We start from the raw sequence: 17,982 nt of genomic DNA on the forward strand, positions 1-17,982 counted from the left end.
CAGAACCCTTAGATAGTGCTACTATCTGTAGAACCTATTTCCTTGTCTAACTCAAAATATACTTCTCATCTTTGGCTTATTATTTATTTTCAGATGCCTAAAAGTGACAATAGATATTGACATGAAAGTAAGGGTAAGGTGATTATGTGAAAACAATTTGGAAAGAGACTCAGTGCTCAATGGATACATTAAAGGAGTTATTTAACTATATAAAGGTTACTCCTATTACCCTTAGAGTACTTATTAATAGAGGAATAGATAATAAGGAGAAAGTTGATGAATTTTTAAATTCTTCATTAAAAAGGCTACATAATCCTTATCTTATGAAGGATATGGACAAAGCAATAAGGATTATGGTTGATGCCATAAATAATAATGAAAAAATTATGGTTTATGGAGACTATGATGCTGATGGAGTTACTAGTACTGCAATTCTTTATAAAGCTATAAAAAATTGTGGAGGAAGAGTAGATTATCATATACCACATAGAGAGAAGGAAGGCTATGGCATGAGTGTTTCAAGAATAGAAGCCATAGCTGAAGAAGGATTTGACCTTATAATAAGTTGTGATAATGGAATATCTGCTATAGATGAGGTAAAAAGAGCTAAGGAGCTTGGATTAAAAATAATTATTACAGACCATCATGAGCTTCCATTTGAAGAAGTAGACGGAGAAAGGAAAGTGATAGTTCCAAGTAGCGATGCCCTTATAAATCCTAAACAAGAGGATTGCAATTATCCTTTTAAGCTTTTATGTGGAGCTGGTGTAGCCTATAAGTTTTCTTTAGCCCTATATGAGGCTATGAATATGAAAAATAAAAATACTGATGAACTTTTAGAGCTAGCAGCCATTGGGACTATATGTGACGTAGTGGACTTAAAGGATGAGAACAGGATAATTGCTAAAGAAGGACTAAAGATTCTTTCTAATACAAAAAATCTAGGACTAAGAGCTCTAAAGCATATTATTGATATAAAGGATGAGGTGACTTGCTACAATGTAGGTTTTAACATAGGACCTTGTATAAATGCTACCGGAAGATTGGAAACAGCTCAGCTTTCTTTAGATTTGCTACTTTGTGAAGATGCAAGTGAGGCCATGGATATAGCTACAAGGGTATTTAACCTTAATAAAGAAAGGCAGGATCTTACTACAGAAAGCGTAGAGCAAGTTTGTGCAGATATAGAGGGAAGTTCATTAATAAATGATAGAGTGCTAGTAGTATATAATAAGCATATCCATGAAAGCATTGCTGGTATTGTAGCAGGAAGAGTTAAAGAAAAGTATGGAAAGCCAACCTTTGTTTTAACAGAAGGAAAAGAAATGCCTAAAGGGTCAGGAAGATCCATTGAAGAATATAATATGTTTGAAGAAATGTTAAAATGTAAGGATGTACTAAGTAAGTTTGGTGGACATCCCATGGCAGCGGGACTTTCCATTGAAGAGGAAAATATATCGAAATTTAGAGAATTATTAAATGAAAACTGTACTTTAGACGAGGAAGATTTAGCAGTAAAAATAAAGGTAGACTCTCCTATAAAGCTAAACTATGTAACAGAACAGGTTGTACAAGAATTTAAGTTACTAGAGCCCTTTGGTAAAGGAAACCCTTCACCTATTCTTCAAGCTAACAAAGTCTTAGTAGGCGATATAAGATTTTTAGGTAGCGAGCAGCAGCATGTGAAGTTTAGATTTTATGTAAATGGAACCAATAATATGATAGAAGGACTATACTTTAATAAAAGAGATGAGATTATAGACATATTAAAACAGGTTTATGGTGATGATTATAGTGAATATGAGAGTGGGTATATAAGACCTAAAGGTTTATCTTTAGATATACTATTTCAACCAGATATAAATGAATATATGGGAAGAAAAAGTGTACAATTAAAACTTAAAGATATAAAGTTAAAATAAAATCAGCTTATGATTTTCATAGGAGAGTAAATAACAAAGAGATGCACCTATAAGGTGCATCTCCTATTTGTGGGTTTACTTACTATTAAAGAAATTTAATTAGATATTATTATATCCTATAAATTTTTTTCGTAAGCTTCAACCATTTTTTTAACCATTTGTCCGCCAATTGATCCAGCTTCTCTAGAAGTTAAATCTCCGTTGTATCCTTCTTTTAAGTTAACTCCAACTTCTTGAGCTGCTTCCATCTTAAATCTGTCTAAACCTGCCTTAGCTTCTGGTACTAATAATCTACTTTTGCTTGTCATTTTAAATTCCTCCTCCAATAAATTAGTAGAAGTCAACAAACATATTAATGTGAACCTCTTATTATTTAAATAAATTTTGCTAACTTCTTAAATAATAAACTTACCACATGCTACTTACAATGATTTAACTATAGATTTCTTTCATAAGCTTCAACCATTTTTTTAACCATTTGACCACCAACTGATCCAGCTTCTCTAGAAGTTAAATCTCCGTTGTATCCTTCTTTAAGATTAACTCCTACTTCTTGAGCAGATTCCATTTTAAATCTGTTTAAGCCTTCTCTAGCTTGAGGTACTGCTGGTTGATTAGAATTATTATTGTTTCCCATGTAATTTCACCTCCTTTGAGTTGATAATAGTATTGTACCCGGATATAAAAAGAATATTTAAGAGAAACAGTGGCAACGTATGAAAGATTATGAGTAATTACCTTTTAATGTATATAATCTATGGTTTTCATATAAATTTCATATTTTATATTTACATTTGTCTTCATATGTGGCATAACTTAATATGAAGCATAATATAGCTAATATAATATAAAAGTTATATAGTAAATAAATATTATTCTTAGCTTTAGCAAGATCATATATACTTAGCTAAGGCTTAGATATTTTTCTTTGAACATATTTCAAAGATGTTGAAACTTTTACTATGTTAATTTTAGGAGGACTTTTAAATTGAGTAACAAAAAAATTATTATGACAGGTGGAGGAACAGCTGGACATGTAACTCCCAATATCGCACTTATGCCTAAGCTAAAGGAGCTGGGATATGAAATTCAGTATATTGGTACTGAAAATGGTATAGAAAGAAAACTTATAGAAGAAGAAAAAATAAAATACCATACCATATCTAGTGGTAAGCTAAGAAGATATTTTGATGTTAAAAACTTTACAGATCCTTTTAAGGTTATTAAAGGTGTTTTCGAGGCAAAATCAATTATTAAGAAGGAAAAGCCAGACATAGTTTTTTCAAAGGGAGGATTTGTATCAGTTCCAGTGGTGTTAGGAGCTTATTTTAATAGAATACCAGTTATAATACATGAATCAGATATTACACCAGGGCTAGCAAATAAAATATCCATGCCCTATGCAACAAAGATTTGTGTTACCTTTGAAGAGGCTATGGAGCATGTTAATAAAAAGAAAGCTGTACTTACAGGTTCTCCAATTAGAGGTGAACTATTTAGAGGTAGTAGAATAAAGGCTAAAGAGTTCTGTAAATTTAAAGATGATAAGCCTGTAATTCTAGTCACTGGAGGCAGTTTAGGTTCAAGAATTATAAATGAATGCGTTAGAGAATCATTAAATGATTTACTTAAAACCTTTAATGTAATACATCTATGTGGAAAAGGCAATATGGATAAAAGCCTTAATGTGGTTAAAGGATATGCTCAGTTTGAATACATTAAAGAAGAGCTTTCAGATTTAATGCAATTAGCAGATATAGTGATTTCTAGAGCTGGTTCTAACACTATATTTGAACTTTTAGCTTTAAAGAAACCTAATATTTTAATACCACTATCAGCTAAGGCAAGTAGAGGAGACCAAATTTTAAATGCTAATTCCTTTAATAAAGCTGGATATAGTAAGGTCATTGAAGAAGAAAACTTAAATGCCTTAAATCTTTTAGAAAATATACAAGAAGTGAATCGAAATAAAGCAACATATATAGAAAATATGAGTAAAAGTAAACAAAGGGATAGTCTTGGTAAAATAGTTGAGCTAATAGAAAATTGCAGAAATAAATAGATTTTCTATGTATATAATAAATATGGTACCAAGAAAGTAGTGGCACTAATATTAAATAGAGAAATTAATTAAAATATTATTTTAAGCAATAGCACCTAATTGATTTAATCATTACGGGCTATTGCTTATTTTTTATGGGTAACAAGATATTAGTATAATAAAATACACATGTTGTATTAGAGGTACTTCTGTAAAATTTGCTCAAAATCTTTTATTAGTGTTACAAATACTCCAATATATTATTCGACAAAAGATATTAATTCTAAGTACAGAGAGTCTAAATGTGGGGCTACGTCATTATTTTAAAGGGAAAATAAGCCTTATTTCAGCACAAACTTTAAGGGATGTCCACCAATATTTTTATAGTTTATATATTTTATTGCTGTAAATTACTATAGAGCCTAATAAAAGGCTCTGTAGTAGTTAAAAAGTTAAAAAGTTATGTAGGGGAAATTTTATATATTTAAATATGCAAAAAGTTAAAATTTTAAAATGTTAACTTTTTACGAAGTTCTCTATAACTAAATATATATACTTTATGAAGAAGACTATAAAAGACTATAGATTTATCAAAGGATAATTTATTAAGGCATCTGAAAATAAANNGAGTTCTTTGCTTCAGAGGGGGGGGTTATCCCACTGAAGCTTAGAAAAGCTTATATATTATCTTTCTGATAAGTACATAAAATACTGTTAAACAAGTCAATAATATTAATAAATTCCTAATGAACGTTGATTATTAGAAGTTTTAATTCCTTTAGAAAAGGCTATTTTTTAGGGGATTATTTTCAGGGAAATAGTTATATTAGATATATTAATGTTAGAACAGTAGTTATAGTGTATTGGATAAATAGAAGGAAGATAGAGGAAATATTTATGGATATAAAATTAAAGTTTTTAGGTGCTACAAAATGTGTTACAGGATCGAGCCATTTACTTACTATTGATGATAAAAATATACTTTTGGATTGTGGATTGTTTCAAAGTAATGATTTAAAAACTTATAGCAATAATATATTAAATATAAATCCAAAAGAAATTGATTATATTATATTATCCCATAGTCATGTGGATCATAGTGGAAGAATACCTCTCTTATTCAAGCTAGGATTTAAGGGAAAGGTTATTTGTACTGAGCCTACTAAGGATTTATGTGAATATTTGCTGAAAGATGCAGCGAGAATTCAAGAAGAGGAGACCTACTTTAGAAATCTTTCTAGATATAATAAAGATGTAGAGCCTATAAAATCATTGTACAGTGATGAAGATGTAGAAAAAGCTTTAAAAAGTTTTTATACCTATGGATATGATGAAGAGATTATATTAGAGGATAATATAAAAATCATTTTTCGGGATGCAGGTCACATATTAGGTTCGGCGATATGTGAAATTTTAATCAAAAATTATGGGGAAAATTGGATTAAATTGATATATAGTGGAGATATAGGAAACGTAAATAGATATATTATGAATAATCCAGAAAAAGAACTGAAAGGAGATTTCTTAATTATTGAAAGTACCTACGGAGATAAGGTGCATGAAGAAAAAGATAATTATTCAAAATTCCTAAAAGTTGTAAGGGAAACTATGGAAGAGCAGGGCAATCTAATAGTTCCTTGTTTTTCTTTAGGGAGAACACAAGAGATTATATATATGTTAAATAATTTTATAGAAAGTGGGCAGGTAAAGGGATGTAATGTATATATAGATAGTCCATTGGCTTCAGGAATTACTAGAATATTTAAGAAGTATGAAGAATACTTTGATAGGGAGGCAAAATCTCTTATAAAAAAAGGTGATGATCCTATGGATTTTAGAGGTCTACACTTTGTAGAAAATAGTGATGAAGCTAAGAGAGTATATGAAGTTAAATCAAAAGCCATAATTATTGTAGCAGGTGGTGTTTATGATGGGGGTAGAATATCACAGCATTTAAAGAATAACTTGCCAAGGCAAGAATGTGGAATTTTAATCACATCTTATCAAGGAAATAAAAGCCTAGGAAGTAAGTTATTAAAAGGAAATAAAAGAATTAAAATAGGAGGAGAAAATATAGATGTTAAAGCTAAAATCCATTATATGGATGGTATGTCAGGCCATGCAGATAAGATAGGATTATATAATTGGGTAAGTAGTATGATAGAAAAACCTAAAAAGGTATTTGTAGTTCACGGTGAAGGAAAAAATATTGAATCCTTCACAATGAAATTAAAAGGTGAAGGATATGAAGTAGTTACACCAGCATTTTTAGATGAATTTACCTTAGAAATTAATTAAAAACTTAACAATCTGTGTTAGTATTTTAGGGTTGAATTTTAAAAGAATTAAGGTATAATTTAAGTGTAAGGTCATGTTAAAGATTACCAAGGACTAAATTGCATATTAACAGGGCTTGAAGTAATAGTTAAATATAAGTGAATTCATGATAGTGTTTTAACAATATTAAGTGAGATTAACATTAAATTAGAAATCGATTTTCTAATGAAGCTTAGTTGAGCTTATTTAGTGTGGTGTTGTTATGCTTACATCCCCAAAGGGTGAAGGTGTGCAATGTACATACACCACATAAACTATATACTACATAAAATAAAATTATGAGTTTGCTAATAAAATATTTATAGAAGAAAGAGGGTTGCTTACAATGAGAAAAATGAAAACTATGGACGGTAACACTGCCGCAGCTCACGTAGCCTATGCATATACTGATGTAGCAGCTATATACCCAATTACTCCATCATCACCAATGGCTGAACACTGTGATGAATGGGCAGCGCAAGGCAGAACAAACGTATTTGGGCAAAAGCTGAAAATAATGGAAATGCAATCAGAAGCAGGTGCAGCTGGAGCAGTTCACGGTTCATTACAAGCAGGTGCATTAACAACTACTTTCACAGCATCTCAAGGATTATTACTTATGATACCAAATATGTACAAAATGGCTGGAGAATTACTTCCAGGAGTTCTACACGTAAGTGCTAGAGCATTAGCATCTCAAGCCTTATCAATATTTGGAGACCATCAAGACGTTATGGCTGCAAGACAAACAGGGTTTGCTTTACTTGCAACTAATAGTGTACAAGAAGTTATGGACCTTGCTCCAGTAGCTCACTTAGCAGCTATTGAAGGTAGAGTTCCATTCTTACATTTCTTTGATGGATTTAGAACATCACATGAAATACAAAAAATTCAAGCTTGGGATTATGAAACTCTAGGAAAATTCTTAAATAGAGATGCAGTAGATGCATATAGAGCAAATGCTTTAAGTCCAGAACATCCTGTAACTAGAGGAACAGCTCAAAATCCAGATGTATATTTCCAAGCTAGAGAAGCTTCAAACCCATTCTACAATGCAATTCCAGGAGTTGTAGAAAAATATATGGAAATGATCAACAAAGAAATTGGTACTGATTATCATGTATTCAATTACTATGGAGCACCAGATGCAGAAAGAGTAATAGTTGCAATGGGTTCAGTATGTGACGTTGTTGAAGAAACAGTTGATTACTTAGCAGCACAAGGAGAAAAAGTTGGACTAGTTAAAGTTCACTTATTCAGACCATTCTCATTAGAACACTTCTTTAAACATATGCCAACAACAGTTAAAAAGATTGCTGTATTAGATAGAACAAAAGAGCCAGGATCTGCTGGTGAACCATTATATCAAGATGTTAGAAATGCATTCTATGATAGAGCTGAAAGACCAGTTATCATAGGTGGAAGATATGGGTTAGGTTCAAAAGATACTACTCCATCTCAAATAGTTTCTGTATTTGATCACTTAAAAGAAGAAGAACTTAAAAATGGATTTACTATAGGAATAGTTGATGATGTTACAAATACATCATTAGATATTACAAGAACTATAGCTACTACATCAGAAGGAACTGTGGAATGTAAATTCTGGGGATTAGGATCTGACGGAACAGTTGGGGCTAACAAGAGTGCTATAAAAATTATAGGAGATCATACAGATATGTATGCTCAAGCATACTTTGCATATGACTCTAAAAAATCTGGTGGAGTAACAATGTCTCACTTAAGATTTGGTAAGAAAGAGATTAAATCTCCATACCTAATCAATCAAGCCAACTACATTGGATGTCATAACCAAGCTTATGTTCATAGCTATGATGTATTAGCTGGAATTAAAGATGGTGGTACATTCCTATTAAACTGTATTTGGAATGAAAAAGATTTAGATGAACACTTACCAGCATCAATGAAGAGATATATTGCCGAACACAATATAAACTTCTACACTATAAATGCTGTAAAGGTTGCTCAAGAAATTGGTCTTGGCGGAAGAATAAACATGATTTGTCAAGCTGCATTCTTCAAACTAGCTGAAATTATTCCAGTTGATGAAGCTATTAAATATCTTAAAGATGCAGTTCAAACATCTTATGGTAAAAAAGGTGAAAAGATAGTTAAAATGAACAACGATGCTATAGATGCTGGAGTTAATGCAATAGTTAAAGTTAACGTTCCAGAATCTTGGAAAAATGCAGAAGATAAAAATGAAGGTAAGAAGGAAACTCCAGACTTCATTAAAAACATCGTTGAAGTTATGAATAGACAAGAAGGAGACAAACTTCCTGTAAGTGCTTTCGAAGGAAGAGAAGATGGTACTTTTGATCATGGAACAGCTGCTTATGAAAAGAGAGAAATAGCTATTAATGTACCAGAATGGATTCCAGAAAACTGTATCCAATGTAACCAATGTTCTTATGTATGTCCACACGCTACAATAAGACCATTCATCGGAACAGAAGAAGAGTTTGCTAATGCACCAGAAGCTATTAAGCTTGCAGATGCTAAAGGTGGACAACTTAAAGGATTAAAATTCACAATATCTGTATCTCCTCAAGATTGTGTAGGATGCGGAAACTGTGCACAAGTTTGTCCAGCTAAAGAGAAGGCTTTAGTTATGAAACCTCTTGATAGTCAAAGAGATCAAATCGATTCTTGGAATTACACAGTTAACATGAAGAAACGTGAAAACCCACTGGGTGTTGCTTCAGTTAAAGGTAGCCAATTTGAGACTCCACTTCTAGAGTTCTCAGGTGCTTGTGCAGGATGTGGAGAAACTCCATATGCTAAGCTTATAACTCAATTATTTGGAGACAGAATGATGATAGCTAATGCTACAGGATGTTCTTCAATTTGGGGAGGAAGTGCTCCTTCAACTCCATACACTAAGAATCAAGAAGGTAAAGGACCAGCTTGGGCTAACTCATTATTCGAAGATAATGCTGAGTTTGGTTTAGGTATGTTCTTAGGTGCTAGTCATCAAAGAGAAAAACTTAATGACCTAGTTAAAGAAGTAGTAGAAAATACTTCAAATGAAGAATTAAAAGCTGCTTTAAATGAGTGGTTAGAAAATAAAGATAATGCAGAAGGTTCAAAGGCTGCTGCTAAGAAAGTACTTCCATTAATTGAAGCAGATAAAAATTGCTGTGAAACAATGGCAGAGTTATATAAATTTAAAGATTTCTTCGTTAAGAGATCTCAATGGATCTTTGGTGGAGACGGTTGGGCATACGATATTGGATATGGCGGTGTTGACCACGTTCTAGCATCAGGAGAAGATGTAAATATATTTGTATTTGATACAGAAGTTTATTCTAATACTGGTGGACAATCTTCTAAAGCTACTCCAACTGCAGCTATTGCTAAATTTGCAGCTTCAGGTAAGAGAACTAAGAAGAAAGACCTTGGAATGATGGCAATGAGCTATGGCTATGTATATGTTGCTCAAATAGCTATGGGAGCTGACCAAGCTCAAACTCTTAAAGCTATAAGAGAAGCAGAGGCATATCCAGGACCATCTTTAATCATAGCCTATGCTCCATGTATCAATCATGGAATTAAGACTGGAATGGGTAATACTCAATTAGAATCTAAGAAAGCTGTTGCTTGCGGATATTGGGGATTATACAGATACAACCCAAATCTTAAAGATGAAGGTAAAAATCCGTTTATCCTAGATTCTAAAGAGCCAACTGAATCTTTCAGAGACTTCTTATTAAACGAAGTAAGATATGCATCACTTCAAAAAATGTTCCCAGAAGTAGCAGAAGAATTATTTGCTAAGACTGAACAAGATGCAAAAGAAAGATTAGAAACTTATAAAAGACTTGCAGTTCAATAAGAGTTTTAATTAAGTTAAGGGCTGTCTCAAAATATACTAAATCTTAAATCAGTGTTGAGGATGTACTTATATTATTGACGCTCCTACAAATGGCATTCGCTAACAATAATATTAAAGTACAACCTCAACATTATATAAAGATTAGTAAATAATTTTGAGACAGCTCTTTTATTACATAAAAATTAAGGTAATAGATTACTTTTATTTAGATTAAAAATAAAAGTATCATATAAAAGTAAATCTAGTTTATTCCTATAACATTAACAAAAATTTATTATAAAAACACTTCTAAAATACATAGATTAAGGGTACAATGAAGAGGAGAATTATTTAAGGAGGCTATTATTATGGGAAATAACTGTTGTGGACATAATGAAGATAAAAAAGAAAAAGGATGCTGCGGAGGACATGAAGAAAAGCATGAGCACCATGGATGCTGCGGAGGACATGAAGAGAAGCATGAACACCAAGGATGTTGTGGTGGACATGACCATGACCACGATCATGAAGAATGTGGATGTGGATGTGGAGAACATGAAGCAATGTTCGTTGAGTTAGAAGACGAAGAAGGAAATGTAACTGAATGTGAAATAGTTGATGGATTTTTATTTGAAGAAAATGAGTACGCTTTAGTACAAAATCCAGATGATGGTTCAATATACTTATTTAAAGTAGTTGGTGATGATGAAGTTGGCGAACTTGTTGTACCAGAAGATGAAGAGTATGATGCAGCAAAAGCATATTATGAGGAATTACTTTCAAAGGAATATAGTGAAAACTAATTAAACTTCTAAAAGCCGCTAGCTATATAGCGGCTTTTATATCATATAAGATTAACAATACTAAGTTGTATTAGGCATGTGAAAATAAAGAATAGACCAAAGGTTCAAAGTATATTTGCCGCGAGACAAGGAGTTAAAAGCCTGTCATAGTAGCGCTATGCCAGGCTTTTAACGACGAAGTAATCGTGGCAAATAGACGAGAAAACTGGTCTATTATTTATTTGATAATGCCTTAATAAGTTGTAGCAATCATTAAGCCATGGTGAATGAAATAAATAAAGAAATTTAAATAATATGAAAGTAGGGTTAATTCTAAATGGAAAAGTTAGCTATATTTGATATTGACTATACATTAACTAAGAAGGAAACTTCTATAGAATTATATAAATACATGCTTAAAAAGGATAAGAAGTTACTTAAGTATTTACCATCTCATATAATAACTGGTCTTTTTTATGGCTTAAAGGTTTATAATGCAGGAAGAACTAAGGAGAACTTTTTAAGGTTTTTATCAGGAACTAGTGAAGATGAATTAAAGTTTATAGTAAAAAGTTTTTATAAGGAGAAATTAGAGAGTATCCTTTATGAAGATGGGATTAAAGCTATTAAAGACTTTAAAGAAAAAGGGTATAAGATATATTTGATTTCTGCTTCACCAGAGTTTTATGTTAATGAATTTTATAATATAAAAGAAGTAGATAAAGTTATAGGAACTAAATTTCAGATGAATGATGGAAAGTTTAGTTGTAAAATTTCAGGAGAAAATTGTAAGGGTGAAGAAAAAGTAAAAAGATTAATGGAAGAACTTAAAAAAGACAATATAGAAGTTGATTTTAAAAATTCATATATGTTCTCTGATTCCCTTTCTGATCTACCACTTTTAAAGTTAGTAGGTAAGGGATATCTAATAAATTATAGAAAAAATCATGAACTAGAGATTTTAAGGTGGCGATAGTTATGGATAATTGTATTAATGATTATTTTATAAAAAATGATGAGGTTTATGAAAGAGCAGAATTTCAAGATATATATGTAGTAGAGGGGAAGTGCATATATGAGGTTATAAGAGTTATAGATGGAGCTCCTCTATTTTTAAATGAACATCTAGAGAGACTTGAAAATTCATTAAAACTAGAGAAAAAAGAAGATTTTATATCTATGGATATGATCAAAGATTACATAGAAAAACTAATAACTATAAATAGAGTTGTTAATGGAAATCTTAAGTTAGTATTAAATAAAGATAACCTGTTTATATTTTTTATAAAGCATTCCTATCCAACTAAGGATATGTATAATAATGGAGTGAAGACGATACTTTACTTTGGAGAAAGACATAATCCTAATGCCAAAGTTATAGATAATTCCTTTAGAGAAAAAGTTAATGAAAAGATAGCAGCTAGTAATAGTTATGAAGCTATTCTAGTGAATCATGAGGGATATATAACAGAGGGAAGTAAGTCTAATATATTCATGGTAAAGGGTGATGAAATTATTACAGCGCCAGTAGAGGGAGTGCTTCCAGGAATAACAAGAGGTGAGATAATAAAAGCTTGCCATGAGCTAGGACTTAAGGTAAAAGAAGAAAATATCAATTGTGAAGATATTAAAAATCTAGATGGACTATTTATATCTGGAACTTCTCCTAATGTATTACCTATAAATGAAGTTCAGGGAATCATAAAGTATGATAAAATTTGTGATAAGATTTATAATATAAAAGATAAATTTGAACAGCTGATTATAAAAAATTTGAAGAACTATAAAATAACTAAATAGTAAAGTATGCAAAAAACAATACGATAATATATTATAGTATATTTTAGTATTGTTTTTTACATTTTAGTAGAAAAATAGGTTTGTAATATATATTAGGGGTGATGATGTGGAAAATACAAGATTAAGAGGAACAGCAAAAATACTTGATGGTAAACTAATTATTAATGATGGAGAAAATGTTTCTGAAGGTCCTTGGATTGTAAGGGGCAAGGGTGTTAGTTTATTTGTAGATGGACAGGAAATAAAAGACAAAATAAGAGTTGACACTAAAAATAAAATAGAAGTGTTTTTTCAAGAATCTAAGGCAACTAGAGAATTAACTATTAACCTTAGTAAGGATAAAATTACAGCTGATATATCAATAAGTTATGGCCCTGAAATTATTTATACTTTAGAAGATACAGAAGAAGCATCTTTGATTACCTTAAATTCAAAGGTGAAAGAAGAGAACTTTCCACCTAAATTTACGTCAGATGAAATTTTAAAAGAGCTTAAAGAAAAGGGTATAATTTATGGAATAGATAATAAAGTGTTAAGCTCTATAGAAGATATGGACATGGTGGAGAATGTAATTATTGCAAAGGGTAAAGAGCCCACTGAACCTGTAGATGATATATTGGAAATATATTTTGATACTAATGACATTAAAACTTTTAAAAGTGATGAATGTGGTAACGTAGATTTTAAATCCATAGGTAGTATAACTAGCGTGAAAAAAGATGATGTTCTCGCTAAGCGTATCGCAGGAAAAGAAGGAACTATAGGTATTGATGTGTTTTCCATGACTATTGAGCCTAAAAAAAGAAAAGTGAAAGATATGATAGTGAAGGCAGGCTGCAAATTTAAAGATAAGGATACTATAGTTGCTACAGCGGAGGGAAAACCTCAATTAAGAGGATGTATTTTTCAAGTTAATAATGTTTATGAGGTTCTTAAGGATGTAGATATGACTACCGGAGATATTAACTTTATAGGAGATATAATCATTAATGGTAATGTAAATGAAGGAATGAAGGTTAAATCTGGAAATACGATAGAGGTAAGAGGTAATGTTGTAAGAGGTAATGTTTGGGCTGAGGGAGATTTAGAAATTACGGGTAGTGCAATTTCCTCTACAATAAAGGTTAAAAGTGAATTTGCAGAGTTTAAAGGATATTTAGAACAACTTAGATCTGTAGTAGGTAGTTTTGCTAGCTTATATAAAGCAGTAATAGCTGTTAAAAAAAGTGGAAACGTAAATGCAGATACAAAAGATTGTGATATCATAAAACTTGTTATAAAAAATAAGTTTCCAGTATTGACCAATACGATTAATAAGTTATTAAATACTATGGAAGAGGTTAATGACATTAACAATGAATTGTATAGAATATTAAAGATTAAATATGCCAACAAGAATTATATATTAATAGGTAGTGCAGAGGAATTAAATACTGTTAAGAAGTTAGCAGAAGAAAAGATAAAAGATATAGAAGCCATGAAGGATATTAAGTCTAATGCTACCATAGGGTATATACAGGATTGCACAGTTACTTCTTCTGGAAATGTAACAATAGATGGAAAAGGTGTTTATAAATCTAATATTACTGCAGAAAACGGTATTTATTTTATTGGTGAAGGGCAATGTGAACTTCGAGGGGGAAAAATCAAGGCTGAAAATGAAATTAAAATAAAAGTAGTAGGTTCAGCTTCAGGGGTTATGACGGAGGTAGCAGTAGGTAATGAAGGACATATATATTGTGATGTTGCTCATCTAAATACTAAATTCATAGTTGGAACCATGGAAACTATAATTGATGAAACGTATAAACATGTTCATGTATATATAGACAAAGATAGAGATTTAGTTGTTGATAAGTTTAAATTTTAGGAGGGATAAAATTGGCAGAAGAGTTTAAATTGCTTATATTTAGATTAGAAAAGCAATGTTTTGCAGCAGACATTAGAGAAGTAGAACGTATCCTAACCTATGAAGAACCAACAAAAATTCCAGATTCAGAGGATTTTTTAGAGGGGGTTATAAATTACCAAGATGGTATATTACCTGTAGTTAGTTTAGCTAAAAAATTTGGAATAGATACTTTAGAAAATAAGGAGAATGGTGGGGCAATAATAGTTACTAGAAGTGAAGAAGGTGCCATAGGAATTATAGTAGATGTTGTAAATGAAGTTATATCTATGAACCTAGATGACTTAGAGGATACTCCAGAGATATCTTCCAATATATCTAAGAGATACATTAAGGGGATAATAAAAGACAGAAATAAAAGTGGCATTATTTTACTTCTGAATTTAAATGAAATTCTTTCGAAGGATGAAAAGAAGAAAATAGAAAGGTAAGTTATGAAATATAGGGAGGTAAAAGTAGGAATCGGGGATTATAAAATAGCTAAATCCCCAGATAGACTTATGACCATAGGGTTAGGTTCTTGTATTGGTATTGCTATGATAGACAAAAAGAGTGGGATTGGAGGCCTTGCACATATTATGCTTCCAGACAGTAAAAAGTTTAATAAGATATCCAACGAGATAAAGTTTGCCAATCTTGCAATACCTATTCTAATTAGGGTTATGGTAGAAAATGGGGCAAAAGAAAAGGAGTTAAGAGCTAAGATCGCTGGTGGAGCAACTATGTTTAACTTTGCAGATAACAAAGTTAATATGGATATAGGTGCTAGAAATAGCATTGCAGTTAAGGCTATATTAAAGGCAAGAAAAATACCTATAGATAGTGAAGAAATTGGAGGAACTAAAGGTAGAACGATAATATTTGATACAGTAACAGGCGATCTATATGTAAAAATTATAGGGGAAGGGACTAAAATTATATAGAAATTAATGATTGGAGTGATTACATATGGTACAGAAAATTTCGGTTATAGTTGTAGATGACTCCGCTTTAATGCGAAAGATGATATCTGATATGATAAACATGGAAGATGATATGGAAGTAATAGACATTGCTAGAAATGGTGAAGATCTACTAGAAAAGTTAAAAAAGCAGGTTCCAGATGTTATCACTCTAGATATTGAAATGCCAAAGATGAATGGAATAGAAGCATTAAAAAAAGTAATAGAATTAAAGATACCTACTAAGGTTATAATGCTAAGTAGTTTAACTCAAGAAGGTGCAGAGATAACTATGGAGTGTTTAGAGAAGGGTGCTATAGATTTTGTACCTAAACCATCAGGCTCAATTTCTTTAAATATTAACGTAGTTAGAAATCTTTTAGTTTCCAAAATAAGAAGTACCAGATTTGTAAGAAAGTCTCCTATAATTAGCAGAAGAAAAGACACTTATACAAAAGAGAGTAAAGCAAGAGAAATAAATAGAGTATCTACAACTTTAACAATAAAAGAAAGAAGTTCAACTACTAAAGATATAAGAAGTAAAGAAATAAGGAATAAGAAAATTTCAGCAATTGTAATAGGAGCGTCTACAGGTGGGCCTAAAGCGTTATTTAATGTTATTACAAATCTCCCAGAAAAATTAGGAGTTCCAATATTGGTGGTTCAGCATATGCCAGAAGGATTTACTAAGGCTTTTGCTGATAGACTTGATAAATTTTCTAGGATGAAGGTAGTAGAAGCAAGGGATGGTATGACCATAGAAAAAGATGTTGTATATATAGCTCCGGGTGGTAAGCATATGGAGATAAGTAGAAATAAAACTGTAAGCTTAAATTTAGAACTTCAAATATGGGGAGTAAGACCAGCTGTAGACAAGTTATTCATATCAGGAGCTGAAGTGTATAGGGAAAAATTATTAGGAATTATTCTTACTGGTATGGGAAAAGATGGAGCTAATGGAATTGTTGAAGTGAAAAAAGTAGGTGGAGCTACTATTTCAGAAGATGAGTCCACTTGCATAATATATGGAATGCCTAGAGCTGCTTATGACACTAATATGATAGATGAAGTTGTTCCACTTTATGATATTAGTAAAAGAATAGCTAATATAGTACTGGGGGATGGGGAAAATTAATGGATTTTAAAAAATTTGAAAGTTTCGTATTGAAAGAGTTTAATTTAGATTTATCTGGGTACAAATCAGCTCAGTTACATAGAAGGATACTTGCTATTATGTCTAGGACTAATGCTAAGGATTTAGATGAATATATAATATTAATAAAAAAAGATAAGGTCATAAGGGAAAAGTTTTTGGATTATGTTACGATAAATGTAACAGAGTTCTATAGAAACCCTCAAATATTTGAGGAACTTGGAAATTTTATAAAGAGTGATTTACCTTATAATAGACCACTTAAGATATGGAGCGCAGCTTGTTCTATTGGGGCAGAACCTTATTCTATATCTATGATGCTAAAGGAAATGACTCCAAGTATAAGACATAAAATACTAGCTACAGATATAGATGCAAATAGCCTAACTAGGGCAAAAGCTGGAGAATATATAAGTAGAGATGTTAAAAACATACCTAAAGTCCAGCTTAATAGGTACTTTAATCATGAGGGGGAAAAATTTGTAATTAGTAAGGAGATAAAAGATCTAGTAACCTTTAAAAAACATGATCTTATATTAGATAACTATGAAGGCGGCTTTGACATAATAGTATGTAGAAATGTAGTTATCTATTTTACTAATGAGGTAAAGGATAAAATTTATGAGAAGTTTTCTAAAGCATTAAATCAAGGTGGATTATTATTTATAGGTGCCACTGAAAGTATATATGGATATAAAAATTTTGGCTTTGAAAAACTTTCAACATTTATTTATAAGAAAATTTAAGGAGGGGTAATATGGACACTTCTCAATATCTATCTATGTTTTTAGAAGAGTCAAGTGATAATCTACAGTTATTAAATGAATCATTACTTATATTAGAAAATAATTCTGAGGATATGGAAATATTAAATCAAATTTTCAGAGTGGCACATACAATTAAAGGTATGGCTGCAACCATGGGATATATTAAGATGGCAGAGCTTACTCATAAGATGGAAGATGTACTATCTAAATTTAGAGAAGGCCAGCTTAAGGTAACCCATGAGGTAGTAACTATATTATTTAATTGTTTAGATGTTCTAGAATCTATGGTAAGTGATATTGCTGCTGGAGGTGATGCGGATTTAGAAGTTGATGATATTGTAACTCAATTAGTGAATATAGCAAATGGTGATAAAAATATTGAAGACGAGGAAGAAAAATCATCAGATGCAATAGTAAATGAAAAAGCTGTAGAATTAGGTATTGATGAGTATGATATTGATATTTTAAAGGAAGCTGTAAAGAATGACTTCAATACCTTCCATATCCATATAGGAT

General features: G+C 31.2%; 15 protein-coding genes. 13 read left to right on the plus strand and 2 right to left on the minus strand.

Features of this window, described 5'->3' with window-relative positions:
• Positions 1–146: 146 nt before the first annotated feature.
• Complete coding sequence (gene recJ / locus B3W71_RS11430) at positions 147–1,922, plus strand: single-stranded-DNA-specific exonuclease RecJ (RefSeq protein ID WP_346889056.1); 1,776 nt, start codon at positions 147–149, stop codon at positions 1,920–1,922.
• A gap of 116 nt (positions 1,923–2,038) precedes the next feature.
• On the opposite strand, the gene B3W71_RS11435 is transcribed toward recJ, so the two are convergent.
• Together B3W71_RS11435 and B3W71_RS11440 are read right to left on the minus strand one after the other, a co-directional pair.
• Complete coding sequence (locus B3W71_RS11435; RefSeq protein ID WP_147519747.1) at positions 2,039–2,230, minus strand: small, acid-soluble spore protein, alpha/beta type; 192 nt, start codon at positions 2,228–2,230, stop codon at positions 2,039–2,041.
• Positions 2,231–2,358: 128 nt separating this feature from the next.
• Positions 2,359–2,559: an alpha/beta-type small acid-soluble spore protein gene (locus B3W71_RS11440; RefSeq protein ID WP_346889057.1), complete on the minus strand. Its 201-nt coding sequence runs from the start codon at positions 2,557–2,559 to the stop codon at positions 2,359–2,361.
• Positions 2,560–2,910: 351 nt separating this feature from the next.
• Here B3W71_RS11440 and B3W71_RS11445 point away from each other — a divergent pair, with 351 nt between their 5' ends.
• The 12 genes from B3W71_RS11445 to B3W71_RS11500 form a co-directional block, all read left to right on the plus strand.
• The gene (locus tag B3W71_RS11445) at positions 2,911–3,984 is read left to right on the plus strand and encodes an undecaprenyldiphospho-muramoylpentapeptide beta-N-acetylglucosaminyltransferase (RefSeq protein WP_346889058.1); all 1,074 of its coding nucleotides are present in this window, start codon (positions 2,911–2,913) and stop codon (positions 3,982–3,984) included.
• An 876-nt stretch (positions 3,985–4,860) separates the two neighbouring features.
• Entirely contained in the window at positions 4,861–6,261 is a 1,401-nt protein-coding gene (locus B3W71_RS11450; protein WP_346889059.1) for an MBL fold metallo-hydrolase, read from the plus strand.
• Positions 6,262–6,625: 364 nt separating this feature from the next.
• Positions 6,626–10,135, plus strand: coding sequence for a pyruvate:ferredoxin (flavodoxin) oxidoreductase (gene nifJ / locus B3W71_RS11455; RefSeq protein WP_346889060.1), 3,510 nt, complete (start codon positions 6,626–6,628; stop codon positions 10,133–10,135).
• 347 nt (positions 10,136–10,482) lie between these two features.
• On the plus strand, positions 10,483–10,917 hold the full coding sequence (locus B3W71_RS11460) for a DUF1292 domain-containing protein (protein ID WP_346889061.1): 435 nt from the start codon (positions 10,483–10,485) through the stop codon (positions 10,915–10,917).
• A 316-nt stretch (positions 10,918–11,233) separates the two neighbouring features.
• Entirely contained in the window at positions 11,234–11,872 is a 639-nt protein-coding gene (locus B3W71_RS11465) for an HAD-IB family hydrolase (RefSeq protein WP_346889062.1), read from the plus strand.
• 2 nt (positions 11,873–11,874) lie between these two features.
• On the plus strand, positions 11,875–12,696 hold the full coding sequence (locus B3W71_RS11470) for an aminotransferase class IV (protein WP_346889063.1): 822 nt from the start codon (positions 11,875–11,877) through the stop codon (positions 12,694–12,696).
• Positions 12,697–12,802: 106 nt separating this feature from the next.
• Positions 12,803–14,566: a FapA family protein gene (locus B3W71_RS11475; RefSeq protein ID WP_346889064.1), complete on the plus strand. Its 1,764-nt coding sequence runs from the start codon at positions 12,803–12,805 to the stop codon at positions 14,564–14,566.
• Between the two features lie 11 nt (positions 14,567–14,577).
• Positions 14,578–15,036 (plus strand): chemotaxis protein CheW, encoded by a 459-nt coding sequence (locus B3W71_RS11480; protein ID WP_346889065.1) that lies wholly within the window; start codon positions 14,578–14,580, stop codon positions 15,034–15,036.
• A 3-nt stretch (positions 15,037–15,039) separates the two neighbouring features.
• Positions 15,040–15,528 (plus strand): chemotaxis protein CheD, encoded by a 489-nt coding sequence (locus B3W71_RS11485; RefSeq protein WP_346889066.1) that lies wholly within the window; start codon positions 15,040–15,042, stop codon positions 15,526–15,528.
• 25 nt (positions 15,529–15,553) lie between these two features.
• Positions 15,554–16,681 carry a chemotaxis response regulator protein-glutamate methylesterase gene (locus tag B3W71_RS11490; RefSeq protein ID WP_346889067.1) on the plus strand — a complete coding sequence of 376 codons (1,128 nt, stop codon included), beginning with the start codon at positions 15,554–15,556 and terminating at the stop codon, positions 16,679–16,681.
• Positions 16,681–17,445, plus strand: a complete 765-nt coding sequence (locus B3W71_RS11495; protein ID WP_346889068.1) for a protein-glutamate O-methyltransferase CheR — start codon at positions 16,681–16,683, stop codon at positions 17,443–17,445. The genes B3W71_RS11490 and B3W71_RS11495 overlap by 1 nt, the downstream gene beginning before the upstream one ends.
• 11 nt (positions 17,446–17,456) lie before the next feature.
• A partial coding sequence (locus B3W71_RS11500) for an Hpt domain-containing protein (protein WP_346889069.1) occupies positions 17,457–17,982 on the plus strand: 526 nt, incomplete at its 3' end.

It is taken from the genome of Clostridium sp. UBA1056 (assembly GCA_002316385.1).
Lineage (GTDB): Bacteria > Bacillota > Clostridia > Clostridiales > Clostridiaceae > Clostridium_J.